11 protein-coding genes are annotated in these 13,559 nt (G+C 38.8%); 5 read left to right on the top strand and 6 right to left on the bottom strand.

Translation table 11 applies throughout. The annotated features are described in order from the left end of the window. The first annotated feature begins 1 nt into the window (after position 1). The 3 genes from antB (at position 2) to AC1M9A_RS11615 (ending at position 2,981) form a co-directional block, all read left to right on the top strand. Positions 2 to 493 (top strand): anthranilate 1,2-dioxygenase small subunit, encoded by a 492-nt coding sequence (antB, locus tag AC1M9A_RS11625; RefSeq protein WP_035266119.1) that lies wholly within the window; start codon positions 2 to 4, stop codon positions 491 to 493. Positions 494 to 504: 11 nt separating this feature from the next. Then, positions 505 to 1,539 (top strand): anthranilate 1,2-dioxygenase electron transfer component AntC, encoded by a 1,035-nt coding sequence (antC, locus tag AC1M9A_RS11620; protein WP_180028207.1) that lies wholly within the window; start codon positions 505 to 507, stop codon positions 1,537 to 1,539. A 98-nt stretch (positions 1,540 to 1,637) separates the two neighbouring features. Further along, positions 1,638 to 2,981, top strand: a complete 1,344-nt coding sequence (locus AC1M9A_RS11615; protein ID WP_092767747.1) for an MFS transporter — start codon at positions 1,638 to 1,640, stop codon at positions 2,979 to 2,981. A 43-nt stretch (positions 2,982 to 3,024) separates the two neighbouring features. On the opposite strand, the gene AC1M9A_RS11610 is transcribed toward AC1M9A_RS11615, so the two are convergent. Further along, a complete protein-coding gene (locus AC1M9A_RS11610) occupies positions 3,025 to 4,005 on the bottom strand; it encodes an AraC family transcriptional regulator (RefSeq protein ID WP_092767745.1) in 981 nt (326 codons plus the stop codon). A 459-nt stretch (positions 4,006 to 4,464) separates the two neighbouring features. Between AC1M9A_RS11610 and AC1M9A_RS11605 the strand changes: the two genes are divergently transcribed. After that, positions 4,465 to 5,502 carry an AraC family transcriptional regulator gene (locus AC1M9A_RS11605; protein WP_092767742.1) on the top strand — a complete coding sequence of 346 codons (1,038 nt, stop codon included), beginning with the start codon at positions 4,465 to 4,467 and terminating at the stop codon, positions 5,500 to 5,502. Between the two features lie 48 nt (positions 5,503 to 5,550). Here the strand turns inward: AC1M9A_RS11605 and AC1M9A_RS11600 are convergent, their stop codons facing one another. The 5 genes from AC1M9A_RS11600 to AC1M9A_RS11580 are packed head-to-tail and all read right to left on the bottom strand — an operon-like array spanning position 5,551 to position 10,410. Then, positions 5,551 to 6,495 (bottom strand): SphA family protein, encoded by a 945-nt coding sequence (locus AC1M9A_RS11600; RefSeq protein ID WP_481610263.1) that lies wholly within the window; start codon positions 6,493 to 6,495, stop codon positions 5,551 to 5,553. A gap of 53 nt (positions 6,496 to 6,548) precedes the next feature. Continuing rightward, positions 6,549 to 7,073, bottom strand: a complete 525-nt coding sequence (locus AC1M9A_RS11595) for a flavin reductase family protein (RefSeq protein ID WP_481610262.1) — start codon at positions 7,071 to 7,073, stop codon at positions 6,549 to 6,551. A gap of 19 nt (positions 7,074 to 7,092) precedes the next feature. Continuing rightward, positions 7,093 to 8,331 carry a styrene monooxygenase/indole monooxygenase family protein gene (locus tag AC1M9A_RS11590; RefSeq protein ID WP_481610261.1) on the bottom strand — a complete coding sequence of 413 codons (1,239 nt, stop codon included), beginning with the start codon at positions 8,329 to 8,331 and terminating at the stop codon, positions 7,093 to 7,095. 21 nt (positions 8,332 to 8,352) lie between these two features. Beyond that, complete coding sequence (locus AC1M9A_RS11585) at positions 8,353 to 9,138, bottom strand: SDR family oxidoreductase (protein WP_126038024.1); 786 nt, start codon at positions 9,136 to 9,138, stop codon at positions 8,353 to 8,355. A 21-nt stretch (positions 9,139 to 9,159) separates the two neighbouring features. Beyond that, entirely contained in the window at positions 9,160 to 10,410 is a 1,251-nt protein-coding gene (locus tag AC1M9A_RS11580; protein WP_481610260.1) for a dienelactone hydrolase family protein, read from the bottom strand. 298 nt (positions 10,411 to 10,708) lie between these two features. Here AC1M9A_RS11580 and mutS point away from each other — a divergent pair, with 298 nt between their 5' ends. After that, complete coding sequence (gene mutS / locus AC1M9A_RS11575) at positions 10,709 to 13,360, top strand: DNA mismatch repair protein MutS (protein WP_481610259.1); 2,652 nt, start codon at positions 10,709 to 10,711, stop codon at positions 13,358 to 13,360. Positions 13,361 to 13,559: the final 199 nt, after the last annotated feature.

Here is a 13,559-nt window from a genome sequence, read left to right as displayed (position 1 = left end):
CATGACACAAGCTCTTGTACATCAAGTTTCTCAATTTTTATATGAAAAATCTGCGCTTTGTGACAACTATGAATGGGACGCATATCTAGAACTCTATGACGAAGACAGCGAATACCACATTCCACAATGGATTAGTGACCATGAATACGTCACTGATCCAAACCAAGGGCTTTCATATATCTATTATGAAAACCGTGCTGGCCTTGAAGATCGCGTATTCCGTATAGGAACTGGTAAAGCTGCATCAGCTACGCCCCTTCCGCGTCTCATGCATGCGATTCACAACATCCGTGTAAAAACACTTGAAGACGGATTATTAGAAGTTAAAGCGGGTTGGTCGACATTCTATAACCGCCAAGGTTTAGAAGGCTATTTTTACGGGCATGTCACTTATATCCTTCGTCAACATGAAGACACTTTCCGCATTCGTAAACAGCACACCATTTTGTTGAATGACAAAATTGATTCTGTGCTCGACTTCTATCACGTTTAAGGAGTAAAAGAATGAGTCATTCTGTTGCACTCAACTTTGCAGATGGTAAAACGTTCTTTATCTCTGTGAATAATGATGAGCTTTTACTTGATGCTGCGTTCCGTCAAGGTATCACATTGCCTTTAGACTGCCGTGAAGGCGTTTGCGCAACCTGTCAAGGGCAATGTGAAAGTGGCAATTACACTCAAGATTATGTCGATGAAGAAGCATTAACCGAACGTGATCTGGCAGAGCGTAAAATTTTAGCTTGTCAAACACGAGTGCAATCGAATGCTGCATTCTATTTCGATCATGACTCAAGTTTCTGTAATGCTGGTGAAACACTTCAACTCGAAACCAAAGTGACTCACGTAGAATTAGTCTCTGAAACTACGGCAATCATTCATGTAGATGCCAGTCAACATACGCAGAAAATTGATTATTTACCGGGTCAATATGCTCGATTAAAAATTCCTGGTGCAAATGATTGGCGTTCTTATTCCTTTGCCAATTTACCCAATGAAGGTAATCAATTACAGTTTTTAATTCGCTTACTCCCGCAAGGTCTCATGAGTGACTATCTGCGAGATCGAGCAAAAGTTGGGGATACAATTTTACTCGAAGCACCTTTAGGAAGTTTTTATCTTCGCGAAGTGGAAAAAGAAAAGCCATTAGTCTTTGTCGCAGGAGGTACTGGATTGTCAGCATTTTTAGGAATGCTAGATCAAATTGTGAAACAACCTCAAATTCCACCAGTACATCTATATTATGGTGTAAACAAAGAGCAAGATTTGTGTGAACAAGAAAGGTTAAAAGCATACTCAGCCAAGATTCCACACTTTGAGTATCATCCCGTAATCGGACAACCTTCTAATGATTGGACTGGAAAAAAAGGATTTATCCACGAACATTTAGATCAATCGCAATTAAGCGAATCAGCATTCGATATGTATTTGTGTGGTCCGCCACCAATGATCGATGCTGTCAAAAATTGGTTAGCTGATCACCAGATAGACAACGGACGTGTTTACAGTGAGAAGTTTATTCAAAGTCATAGCTCAAGATAATTAAATGAGCTGATGACAATCACTAAGGACTATCGTTAATATTCTTTGCAAACGATAGTCCTTTTTTGTTCTAACGTTTGAATATATGGAAATTTTAAATGCAAAAAATAATTGTAAATGACGTTATTGATCGGGAAAAAATGTCCCCTTTACAATGGACAGTTTTCTTTCTGGGGTTTTTGGTTTTTTTCTGTGATGGATTAGACACTGGCATCTTAGGCTTTATTGCACCAGCATTGTTAGATGATTGGGGGATTTCAAAACCAGATCTAGCACCTGTGCTCAGTGCGGCCTTAGTAGGCATGTCGATCGGCGCCATTATCTCAGGACCATTATCAGATAAATTTGGACGCAAGGGTGTCATCGTAATGACGACTTTGTTGTTTTCAATTTTCACCATCATGTGTGGATTTGCTTCTAACACACAAGAACTTATGATCTATCGTTTTATTACAGGGGTCGGACTTGGTGCGGCTATGCCGAATATCAGCACAATGGTATCCGAATACATGCCTCTAAAACGTAAAGCATTCCTGACCGGATTAGCAGGTTGCGGATTTATGTTAGGGATCTCAAGTGGCGGTGTCTTATCTGCGTTCTTATTAGAGAATCAAGGGTGGGCAAATGTCATTATTATTGGCGGTGTAATCCCACTCATTGTATTGGTATTTTTGATTACCAAGTTACCTGAATCACCTCAATACCTCATCAAACAAAATCGTCAAGAAAAAGCAAAACCAATTCTTGAGAAGATTCACGGTCAAACATTTGATCAAAGTACTGTATTTGTTCTACCTGAAGCAGAAGTATTAGATCCTAAACAAAGCCCTGTTAAAATTTTGTTTAGCAAATACTTTTGGGGTTCGGCAATGCTTTGGCTGTGTTGCTTTACCAGCCTAATGGTGTTTTATCTGTTAACCAGCTGGATGCCAACTATTCTTAAAACCGCTGGATTTACAACAGAGCAGTTTAGTTTAATTGCAGCGATTTTCCCATTCGGCGGTGTAATAGGTGCATGCTTTATGGGGTGGTATATGGATAAAGTTAATCCAAATACTGTGATTAAATATTCTTATCTCGCAGCATTTGTATTGTTCTTCGTTGCAGCATTCGTAAGCCAAAGTATTGTTTTACTCGGTATTGCAATTTTCTTAATTGGCGCATTATTAGTGGGTGCTCAATCATCACTACTTCCATTAACAGCACTGTTCTACCCTTCAGTGTGCCGCGGTGTAGGTGTTTCATGGATGCATGGTATTGGTCGTATCGGTGCGATCTTAGGTGCGTTCTACGGATCACTGATTTTTACTTTTGAATTATCTCTTGCAGGTATTTTCTATGTCCTAGCAATTCCGACATTTATTTCGTTTATTGCGCTCGCATTAAAAGGACTAAAACAACCTGAATCAGCCAATACTGCAACTGCAGAGGTAACGCAGTAATCTCAACTCAGTCATTAAAAAGCCCCAATCAAGGGGCTTTTTTTTAAACCATTATTTTAAGTGTTTCACTCGGGAGAACCCCATATTTGGCTTTGTATTCTTGAGAAAATCGTCCTAAATGTCTGAATCCCCAGTCATAAGCCAATCTCGAAATGGAAATATTTGCATTGTTCTGCAGCAAAGCATGATGAATCTGTTCAAGTCTATAGTTTTTTAAATAATCCATAGGACTCATATGCAGCGCTTGTTGAAACTCACGGTATAAAGTCGATTTTGAAGTTCCCGATATCATGACTAAATCTGATGCATCCAACTCTTGATCAGCAAAACGATGGATAAACTCTCTGACCAACATGACTGGCTTCGGAAGCTGATACTCTTGCAGCGATCTTAATTCATTGGAATAATTATTGTGCTGGGTTAAAAGCAAAGCCTTAATCAAAAAACTTTCATAATCTTGAGAAAGCAGATTTAAACCATCAAAACGAGAATAATCTTGCCTGAGCGATAAACATTGTTGAATATTATTCCACCACAATCTTAGGAAGTTATCTTCACTAAATGGCATATCTGGCTCAAAAATCACCCGCTCTTTAACAGGTTTAGAAAGCAAATTGGAAAGTACAGATTTGACACTTTCTTCAGGAATCACCACTTGAAATTTTTTACAATTACGGTGAATAATGAGTTCTTGCTGATCCTGACTAGAAACAATGATTCCATTATTACTGTGTGATAAATGAGTTTCTCCATTCATACGCAATGTTTGCTGTCCATGAATAGGCAAACTGATACTGTATGCACCTAGCTGCTGAATTTGAATAGACACATCTGTGCCATAACTGATACAGCCAATTGCCATTTTTTTACTCGGCAAGCGTATACCTGAATAATGAAAATCAAGCTGATCTTTACGAGCAGTTTCTAATTGATGTGAACCACAAATAAGGCTCATTAATCGTTGAGCAACATTCAATTCACGCGATGCGTGACTAAGATCCTTATGTTGGCTGAGTGTGATCATCCTGTTCACCTAGCTATTTTGAATCATGATAAATACTATAAAACATTTTTAATAATAATGTCGAAATAAAGTCTCTTTGCTTCGACTAAATATTTAGATATATTTTTGAACACAGATTAGTAAATTAAAAAATACTAATTTGGTATCTTATATTACTTAATAGGTATTTTTATTTTTTATAATATTTTCATTAACTTATATTAAAATCATAATGATAAAAAATTCGGTTTTATTTGACATTCAGCGATTATAGAGATAGATTTTTAAATAACGTCCTAAGGATAGGACTGATATAAATAAATGTAATTTTTTCAATTACCACTATAGCTATTAAATTTTAAAATTATTATTTCTGGTCTGAATATTGCTTCATTTATTTATATCGTAAATCTCATTCCATGATATCAATTTAACACTACTGTCATGGTACGGACTACTAATGAGCCAAAAGGATTCACAATGAACCAGCTTCATTCCTCTCAGCTAACTGGGCAAAATTTTAGTAATGAATCAATTTTCAACAGTCAAAACTTGGTCTTCAATCAAGCAGATTTGAGCGAAACTTGTAAAAATGTAGGGCAAATTTTTAAGCCTCATGCTCTAAAAGTGTTAAAATCAGCTAAAAATTTTAGTGCAAGCATGCATCATGTTCAAACTGGGGCTCTTTCTATCAGCCGCTTGGAATATGGCGCAGATGTATTGATCGAACCAGATCAACTTGAAAAGTTTTATCTTATTCAGATTCCTACTCGAGGCTATGCAGAAATTGAATTTGGTCAAGATAAATTTATTTCATACTCAGAAGTAGCGTCAATTATCTCACCTGACCAATCACTCAGAATGCGCTGGCGTGCTCACTCCCCTCAACTCATTCTCAAAATTTCAAAAGATGATTTTGCACATCATTGTCAGCAACATATCGTGAAATCTGAACAAAAAAATGTAATTTTTAATCCTCGACTTGATTTTACCACCCAATCTGGTGGTTATTTTCTGCAACTTTTGAGAACCATGATGGATGCACTTAAATGTGAGCATCATCCTCTCCACCACCCACTTGCATTTAAGCAGTTTGAATCAAATCTATTTAATGCGCTTATTTATGGACAACCAAATAATGCTTTTTTTAAAGCAAATTCTCATCATGAGAAAAAATTAGCGCCATACTTTATCAAACGTGCTGAAGCATACATTCACCACCACTTACATGAACCACTCAACATAGAAGTCTTGGCTGAACAATCAGGTGTAAGTGCACGAACACTCTTTGCAGGATTCAAAAACCATTTTGGCATTACCCCTATGGCATATTTACGTGAGCTTCGTTTTGAACAAGCTCATCTTGAACTGATGAATAATGAACATGCCACGGTCACTGATGTTGCATTTAAGTGGGGCTTTACTCATTTAGGTCGTTTTTCACAAGAGTACAAACGTCGTTATGGCGAGCTGCCATCATCAACGCGTAAGATTACACAAAATTCACTCTTCTCTTGATTTTATGTCTGTCAATAAAAATGCCTGTGAAATCACAGGCTTTTTTGATTAGAAATGATGAATGTATCGAATTTGAAATCGATCGCCTTCAGTTCTATTTTTTGCATCATGCTCAAAATATGCATTTGCGATGACATGATTTTTTGGCGAGTGGCTATACATAAGTCCAGGTCCAACTGCCCACACACTTTCTTTGCGACCATCGACTTTTACACCATCAACTTTAGTATCGGTAAGCTGTTTTAAGTAGTATCCACTTAGACCCAACCGAATCTGATCATGTACAGCATATTCAGATGCTAGGTTAATGTGTACTGCTTGCCCCGCTTGGATGTCATCAGCAGCACCAAAACCATAAGTTGGATCATCGTTTTTAAAATTATACAAATAATGAGCGCGTGTCGAAGCTGTCCATTTCGGATTAAACCAATACGTTGCAGCCCAATATGGATTTAAGGAAAATGCATTATTACCCGGATTAATATCACGGTTTTGCTGATATTCCCCTGTCGGCAGATTTAGCTGTAATTCAATTCGATGGACAAATTTTGGTCCCTGTTCACCCATGACTGGATCAAACTGGATAAATGGACCAATCATCAAATCTCCAAATCCACTTTTAGCTTTTAAAGCTTGATTATTTAAACCATCGTCAACACTGATTTTACTTAAATAAGGGATAAGTAAATTCAGACCTAGACTTGAATGAGCAGTCGGTTTATAGGTCGACATGTAACTTAATTGCTCGACAATCACTTGATAATTTAAATCTGTTTTGGGCAATGGAAGCTTTTGACCACTCGCATCTCTCAACTTGTCACTGTCATAATGTTGAAAATACGTTTGCGAATACCAACCAGGTCCAGCTGGTAGTCCACCATCTAGAAAGCTGGTCATACCCAAATTCACAGTCGGTAAATCATAAGCAAAAACATGTGATGAATTTGCTGTAGTAAACAAGGTTAAAGTACTTAATATAATTTTATTTTTCATGTGTATTTCCCATAAAAAACCACGATTGTTCATCGTGGTTTTTAAAGCAATGATTAAAGGTCTGGATGGCTCGCTGCAATTTGGTAACGACCAGCATGAAACACTAAGGGCTCACCAGCAGTTTGTTGATATTTTTGAATTTCACCGATAAAAATCAAGTGATCGCCACCTTCGTATTGCTGTACATTTTTACAGACAAGTGTAGCAAGTGCTTCGTTCAGTAATGGAACACCTGTATCACATTCACCATGATCAACTGTGGCAAACTTATCTTGTGCACCACGGGCAAAATGGGTAGAAAGCTGATGCTGCTCCTTCGTTAACATATGAATTGCAAAGTGCTTAGCTGCAACAAAATCGGGCAAACTTGGTGCTGTTTTCGACAAGCTCCACAATACCAGCGGTGGATCTAATGACAACGAAGAAAATGAATTGGCTGTCATACCCACTTTTCGGCCATCCGTTCCACGTGTGGTGATTACAGTAACACCTGTGGCAAACTGACCAAGAAGATTACGAATCTCGCGAGGATTACTGATGTCAATCTCTTGCAGATTAATTTTATCTAATACATCCATTTTTAACACCTCAGTTCCATCAAGCCACTTGAGAAACTTGATCTGTTTCTAATAATTCTTTCGCTGCGTTTTCGTCAAACCACCACGGTGAAAAGTTACGTGGATCATCAAAATTATTAACGATCTGAGAAGCTAAATTGTGATTCTGAGAGGCTGCACCTAGTAGCTCAACAACATGAGGTTGAGGTGGAACCAATAAACTATTTGTCCAGCTCACGACTTTTTCAGCATATGACCAATATTTCTCAAACGTTGACTCCATCCAATCTTGAGTAAACGCTTGATTACCGTGTGCTAAAATCGCATCGAAATAAACCTTGCTACATTTAGCTGCATTATTTGATCCTTGACCTGTGATTGGATCATTCACCACCAATGCATCTGCCATACCAAATATTTTTTTACCAGAAGCCAATGTCATGACAGGTTTACGTACCGTTGGCGGGAAACGTCCTGCTAAATATCCGCCATTATCCGTAAGCGTTACGTCTTGACAACGCTCATACTCCCACGGCAAATGTTCTTTCAGAATTTCTAAGCTTTTATTTAAATGCTCTTCTGGTGTTTTAACTTCAGCCCAGCAATCCATAGGACCATCGGGAATTCCTTCAAAAACCATAATGTCACATGGACCATTTACTGTAAGCGCAGGAAAACAAAAATACTCACCCACCCCAGGAATAATATTAAAGCTCACTCTCGAGTATGGTGAAATTGGCTTCATTCCATTCACATAAGTCAAAGCCAATGCACGCTGAGGTTTGTCAAAAGTACTACGTTCTGCGTCACGTACAAACTCTTTAACAACTTCACCTTTACCCGCAGCCAATAGCACTAATTCATACTCGTCAGCCAAATGTTCTAATTCATTTAGACCGACATCTTGGAGAACAAACTTGCCTCCACGGCGCTGAAACTCTTCAAGCCAATAAGGCATCTTGACACGTTGATCAACAGATTGAGCATAACGCTCTAATCGCGCACTCCATTTAAATGCTCTTTCACCACTTGCTGGATCAACCAAAGCAAAACTAATACCTTCTACCGCTGGACAATGCTCTTCCCAAAAATTTAATCCTAAATCACGCTCAGTCTGTAACGCAGTATGGAACATACATTGACTAGACATGACTTTACCTTGACGAATCTCATCAGGAGTTTTATTCGACAAAATCGTGATGTCATATCCCTTATCAAGCAGTCCTAATCCAAGTTGAAGTCCTGACTGACCTGCACCAACAATTGCAATTTTTCTCATCTTTATTCTCCAATATTTAATTTATTCTGCTAAACGTGGTATTGCGGGTTGATTCGTTTCAGGCCCCATGACTGAATACCCACCATCTACCGCATAATCTGCGCCAGTCACAAAACTTGCAGCATCCGACAATAAGAATGTCACTACATTTGCCACTTCTGCCGGATTACCCAAACGTCCCAAGAGATGATAATCACTTGCTACAGCATCAGCTTTCGCACGATTTTGTCCACTCACTTCAGAAATCACTCTCGACCAAGTCCAACCTGGTGAAACTGAATTGACACGGATACCATCTGGCGCAAAATCCATTGCCATTGATTTGGTCAGTTGTAAAATTGCTGCTTTAGACACTGGATATAACCAACGCCCCGTTTGAGCACATTGCGCTGAAATCGAGGTGAAATTCACCACTGACCCTTTATTTTTTTGCAAATCTTCATATACGGCACGCGTTAGCTCAACAATAGACACCAAATTGATATCTAATGCTTTTAACCAATCTGATCGTGGTGATTTGAAACCATCATCAAGATAGGTACATGCCAAGTTCACCAAATAACTGACTTCACCTAGATGATTTCTAATGCTGTTCACCGCTTCCTTAATTGCGATGTCTGACGTTAGATCAGTTTGTATAAACATCACTTCATAAGGATGTTGCGCAGCTATGGTTTTTCCGTAGTCATCAATGTCTAAAATGGCAACTTTAGCCCCTAAATTCACGAGACTTTGAACCACAGCCTGTCCAATCAACGTTGATCCACCACTGACAATGGCAACTTTATCTTTAATATTTAATTCCATTTTTTGCCCCATATATTTTGATTATTCGATTGGCTTACCAACACTCGACTCCCAACTTGGCATCAAGCCATTTGAAGGAATATCTTCATCTAAAAGTTTTTTCGCTGTTTCTACACCTGCAACAGGCAATCCTTCTGGATTAAGTAATCCGATTTGGACAAGTACAGAAGCTTGATCCCAATAAATATGTTCGTGACAAAGTTTTGGACCTCTAAACTGAATGACCCCCAACATTGGAATTTCGACATATTTTCCAGTCGGTTTTACACCTGGTAATAACCAATCAATTTCAGTGTCGTGAGTGAAACTCATGATGAATTCATCCACAACCTGAGTAGATCCCACAGTTCTAGAAATTGAGGTGATTTTCATATCTTGAGGGTTTTGATGTACAAAATGATATCGATAGAATCGCGCTAACTGGCTATATCCCACACCACCTGTCAATGTTGGAATGTGATTCACATATGGTTGAGCGACCATCGTTGCCATGGTTGCTGGTACATCGCGCGTGTCGAACTCATGTCTGATATGCTCTTCCCACAATGCAACTAAGTCATAGTGAGGGCCAACCGTTTCATGTAATGCTGTTACGGTACGTTCATGGGCAAATCGCGCCGATGGTTTGTGATAATGATCGCTGTTCGGTCGTGCAAATGCGTGATCAACACCTTCATAAACATAAGCATGAATATGTTTAAATTGTGCGCATGCTTCAGTAATTTGATTTCGCGCTTCAGCTGGACAGAATTGATCAAGTTCAGCCATGTGTAGCACAAGCTTACCCTTCACATTCGAGAGTTCATCGAGCGCTTTTTCAATGCCTACACCGTAGTAAGCAACCGAACACGCTAAGTTATCAATACGGCATGCAGCCAAATATGCAAGTTTTCCACCAAGACAATATCCAACCACTGACTGACCCGTAGTCGTGTCACACGCATCTAAAGTCGTTAAAAAATCTAAACTTTCACGAATATCATTTACACCCTGATCTTCATCATATTGCTGATAAAGTTGAAAAGCTTTTTCAAAATCCTCAGGTGTATAACCTAAATCAATGTTTGGTGCAGTACGCCAAAATAGATCAGGGACTAAAACGGTATAGCCTTCCTCTGCGAGAAAGTCAGCTTTTGCTCGCATCGCTGCATTGATACCAAATATTTCATGACACAATACAATCCCAGGACCTTTCTTTGCTTCTGGGACTGCCAAATACCCTGAATAGCGATTCCCCGATTTGGTAGTGATCTCAATCGTTTGACCTGTCATTTTTTCTTCCCTAAGACATCGAATATGATCTGATCATGAAATGAAATGCGATAACAAACTGTCCAAAAGATGCGGAGACTATCCAGAGACTGCTGATTCTTTACACAAAGAATTTGCATAAATGGATATCGAATTTAATTATTCAATGAACGAAATTGAGTCGTTGGTTATAATATTGGTTCGACTCATTTATCTTTTGCTAAAAATAGATCTTATAATCGATTTACGCATTTTTTCTCATGCTAAGCTTGAGCAGTACTTCTTCGTTTCAAAATTTAACTACAGGTTTTTTTCAAAGATGACTTTAGATCAATCCAATATCGATCTTTCAACATTGACGCCAATGATGCAGCAATATATGACGGTGAAATTACAGCACCCGCATTCGTTAATGTTCTATCGTATGGGTGATTTCTACGAGTTATTTTTTGACGATGCGCATAAAGCCGCCAAAATTTTAGGGATTACGTTAACCCACCGTGGTAAAGCGAATGGACAACCGATACCAATGGCTGGAGTTCCGTATCATGCAGCAGAAGGATACTTAGCGCGTTTAGTTAAAAAAGGTGAAACCGTTGTTATTTGTGAACAACTTGGGGAAGTCACTGGTAAAGGACCTGTTGAACGTGGTGTAGTCAGAATTATTACACCGGGTACATTGACAGACGACGCATTGCTGAATGCCCATCAGAGTTCAAATTTAGTATCCATCTGTATTAAATCTGATGAAATTGGTATCGCCCTATTAGATCTCAGTGCAGGTATTTTTAAAGTCCAACAACAAAGTTTTCAAGCTGAACAACTTCCTCTGGAACTTGCGCGTCTTATGCCAAGTGAACTTTTGATTGATGAGGATTTCAAGCATCCAGAAGTGGTTGAACAGATTAAGCAAATTCTTGATTGTCCCGTTACAAAACGCCCAAACGTAGACTTCAATCTGAATAATGCGCAAAAAACTTTATGTGATCAATTCGCCGTAAGTACTTTATCTGGTTTCGGAATTGAACATCTTGAGTTGGCGAAAGCAGCTGCGGCAGCTTTAATTCATTATGCCAAAGATACCCAAAAGACGGCATTGCCACATATTCGTTCAATTCGACTTGAACAAAGCTCCGACTTTATTGCACTTGATCCTGTGACGCGACGAAATCTAGAGATTATTGATCCTTTGTTTGAGCATGGCACTTCATTATTTGATTTAACCAACCAATGCCAAACGGCTATGGGTAGCCGACTGCTTAGTCGAACGTTAATGCAACCGATTCGTGATACTGCGTTGTTGGATCAGCGTCTAGATGCGATACAAACCATATTATCTGGCTATCATGAAGCTCCAATTCGTCTGGTATTAAAAGAAATCAGTGATATCGAACGCGTACTCAGCCGTGTGGCATTAGGAAGTGCGCGACCACGTGATTTAGTGCAACTACGTCAAGCATGTGCTCAGATCCCGTATTTACGCCATGCATTAGCACCAATGACCTCAACACCGCAATCCGCTTTAATCAATCAACTGAATGAGGAATTGGGTGACTTTAATGGTTTACATCATCGCCTCATGTCAGCCATTGTGGAAAACCCACCTGTTCTACTCAGAGATGGTAATGTCATTGCAAATGGTTTTGATCATGAATTGGATGAACTTCGTCAAATACGCGATCATGCAGGACAATTTTTAATTGATTTAGAAATCAAAGAAAGAGAAACAACAGGTATAAACACACTAAAAATCGGTTATAACCGAGTGAGTGGCTACTATATTGAATTAACCAGAGTGCAAGCAGAACAAGCTCCTGCCCATTATATTCGTCGTCAAACATTAAAAAATGCTGAACGTTATATCACCCCTGAATTGAAGTCTTTCGAAGATAAAGTGCTTTCAAGCGAATCACGTGCATTGGCTCGTGAAAAACTTTTGTTTGAAATGTTATTGGATGAATTACGTCAAGATATCGCCAATCTTCAAATGATGGCGAGCGCTATTGCTCAACTGGATGTTCTTACAAACTTCGCACATCTATCAAGATTATATAATTGGAATCGTCCGGAATTTAGCCCTGAAATTGGAATACACATTCAAGCAGGACGCCATCCCGTTGTTGAATCACTGATTAAAACGCCTTACACCCCAAATGATACTTATCTAGATGTGCAGCATCGTATGTCGATTATCACAGGCCCAAATATGGGTGGTAAATCTACATTCATGCGTCAGACGGCGTTAATTACGCTATTGGCATATTGCGGTAGTTTCGTTCCAGCGAAATCTGCAAAATTGGGACCTATTGATCGGATCTTTACGCGTATCGGTTCAGCAGACGATCTTTCTTCTGGCAAATCTACATTTATGGTGGAAATGACGGAAACTTCTCAAATTTTACATCATGCCACTCAACAATCTTTGGTATTGATGGACGAAGTAGGTCGTGGCACAAGCACTTATGATGGTTTGTCATTAGCTTGGGCGTGTGTTCTTGATTTGACGCATCGCATTAAATGTTTATGTCTTTTTGCAACGCACTATTTTGAATTAACAGAATTAGGCATGGATCCGTGTATTGATAATTATCATGTCACTGCGCAAGAAGTGAATGGTCATCTCATCTTATTGCATAAGGTTCAAAAAGGTCCTGCAAGTCAGAGTCATGGTTTACAGGTCGCTAAACTAGCAGGTATTCCTCAAAACGTGATTAAAGAGGCTCAAGCTAAACTTAAAAAACTGGAGAAACTCCAACTGCAAACTCAACCTGTGCAAAAAGATCTGTTCTCTCAAGATTTATTTTCAAATAGTGAACCTGTAGAAAAAATTATTGAAGTTGAAAATGTGGTTGAAATTCATCAACCTTCTCAAGTTGAACAACTTCTTTCAGAAATTATTGTAGATGACTTAAGTCCAAGACAGGCTTTAGACCAACTCTACCAACTCAAACAATTACTCCAAAAATCTTAGTTCAAGCACACTCAATCAATAAGCCAGCGATCTGCTGGCTTTTTTTAATCACGATTTTTGAAATCAGAGGCAGAATGCCTGAGAATTTGCAAATTAGTACGATCTCATCATAAATATTACTGATTTAGTAGCATCCCCTATATTAAATATCAAGAAAAGGAATTGTTAGTTTCGTTCAATTTGCCTAAAATACAGCATT

The sequence above is a fragment of the Acinetobacter sp. ANC_7634 genome, assembly GCF_056779875.1.
The sequence above is the reverse complement of the archived record's forward strand: the minus strand, read 5'-3'. Positions and strand labels throughout refer to the sequence as shown.

Coding starts and splice junctions, on each gene's coding strand:
- AC1M9A_RS11600 (WP_481610263.1), bottom strand. CDS start 6,495: ATGAAAAATAAAATTATATTAAGTACTTTAACCTTGTTTACTACAGCA.
- AC1M9A_RS11580 (WP_481610260.1), bottom strand. CDS start 10,410: ATGACAGGTCAAACGATTGAGATCACTACCAAATCGGGGAATCGCTAT.
- antB (WP_035266119.1), top strand. CDS start 2: ATGACACAAGCTCTTGTACATCAAGTTTCTCAATTTTTATATGAAAAA.
- AC1M9A_RS11615 (WP_092767747.1), top strand. CDS start 1,638: ATGCAAAAAATAATTGTAAATGACGTTATTGATCGGGAAAAAATGTCC.
- mutS (WP_481610259.1), top strand. CDS start 10,709: ATGACTTTAGATCAATCCAATATCGATCTTTCAACATTGACGCCAATG.
- AC1M9A_RS11590 (WP_481610261.1), bottom strand. CDS start 8,331: ATGAGAAAAATTGCAATTGTTGGTGCAGGTCAGTCAGGACTTCAACTT.
- AC1M9A_RS11605 (WP_092767742.1), top strand. CDS start 4,465: ATGAACCAGCTTCATTCCTCTCAGCTAACTGGGCAAAATTTTAGTAAT.
- antC (WP_180028207.1), top strand. CDS start 505: ATGAGTCATTCTGTTGCACTCAACTTTGCAGATGGTAAAACGTTCTTT.
- AC1M9A_RS11610 (WP_092767745.1), bottom strand. CDS start 4,005: ATGATCACACTCAGCCAACATAAGGATCTTAGTCACGCATCGCGTGAA.
- AC1M9A_RS11595 (WP_481610262.1), bottom strand. CDS start 7,073: ATGGATGTATTAGATAAAATTAATCTGCAAGAGATTGACATCAGTAAT.
- AC1M9A_RS11585 (WP_126038024.1), bottom strand. CDS start 9,138: ATGGAATTAAATATTAAAGATAAAGTTGCCATTGTCAGTGGTGGATCA.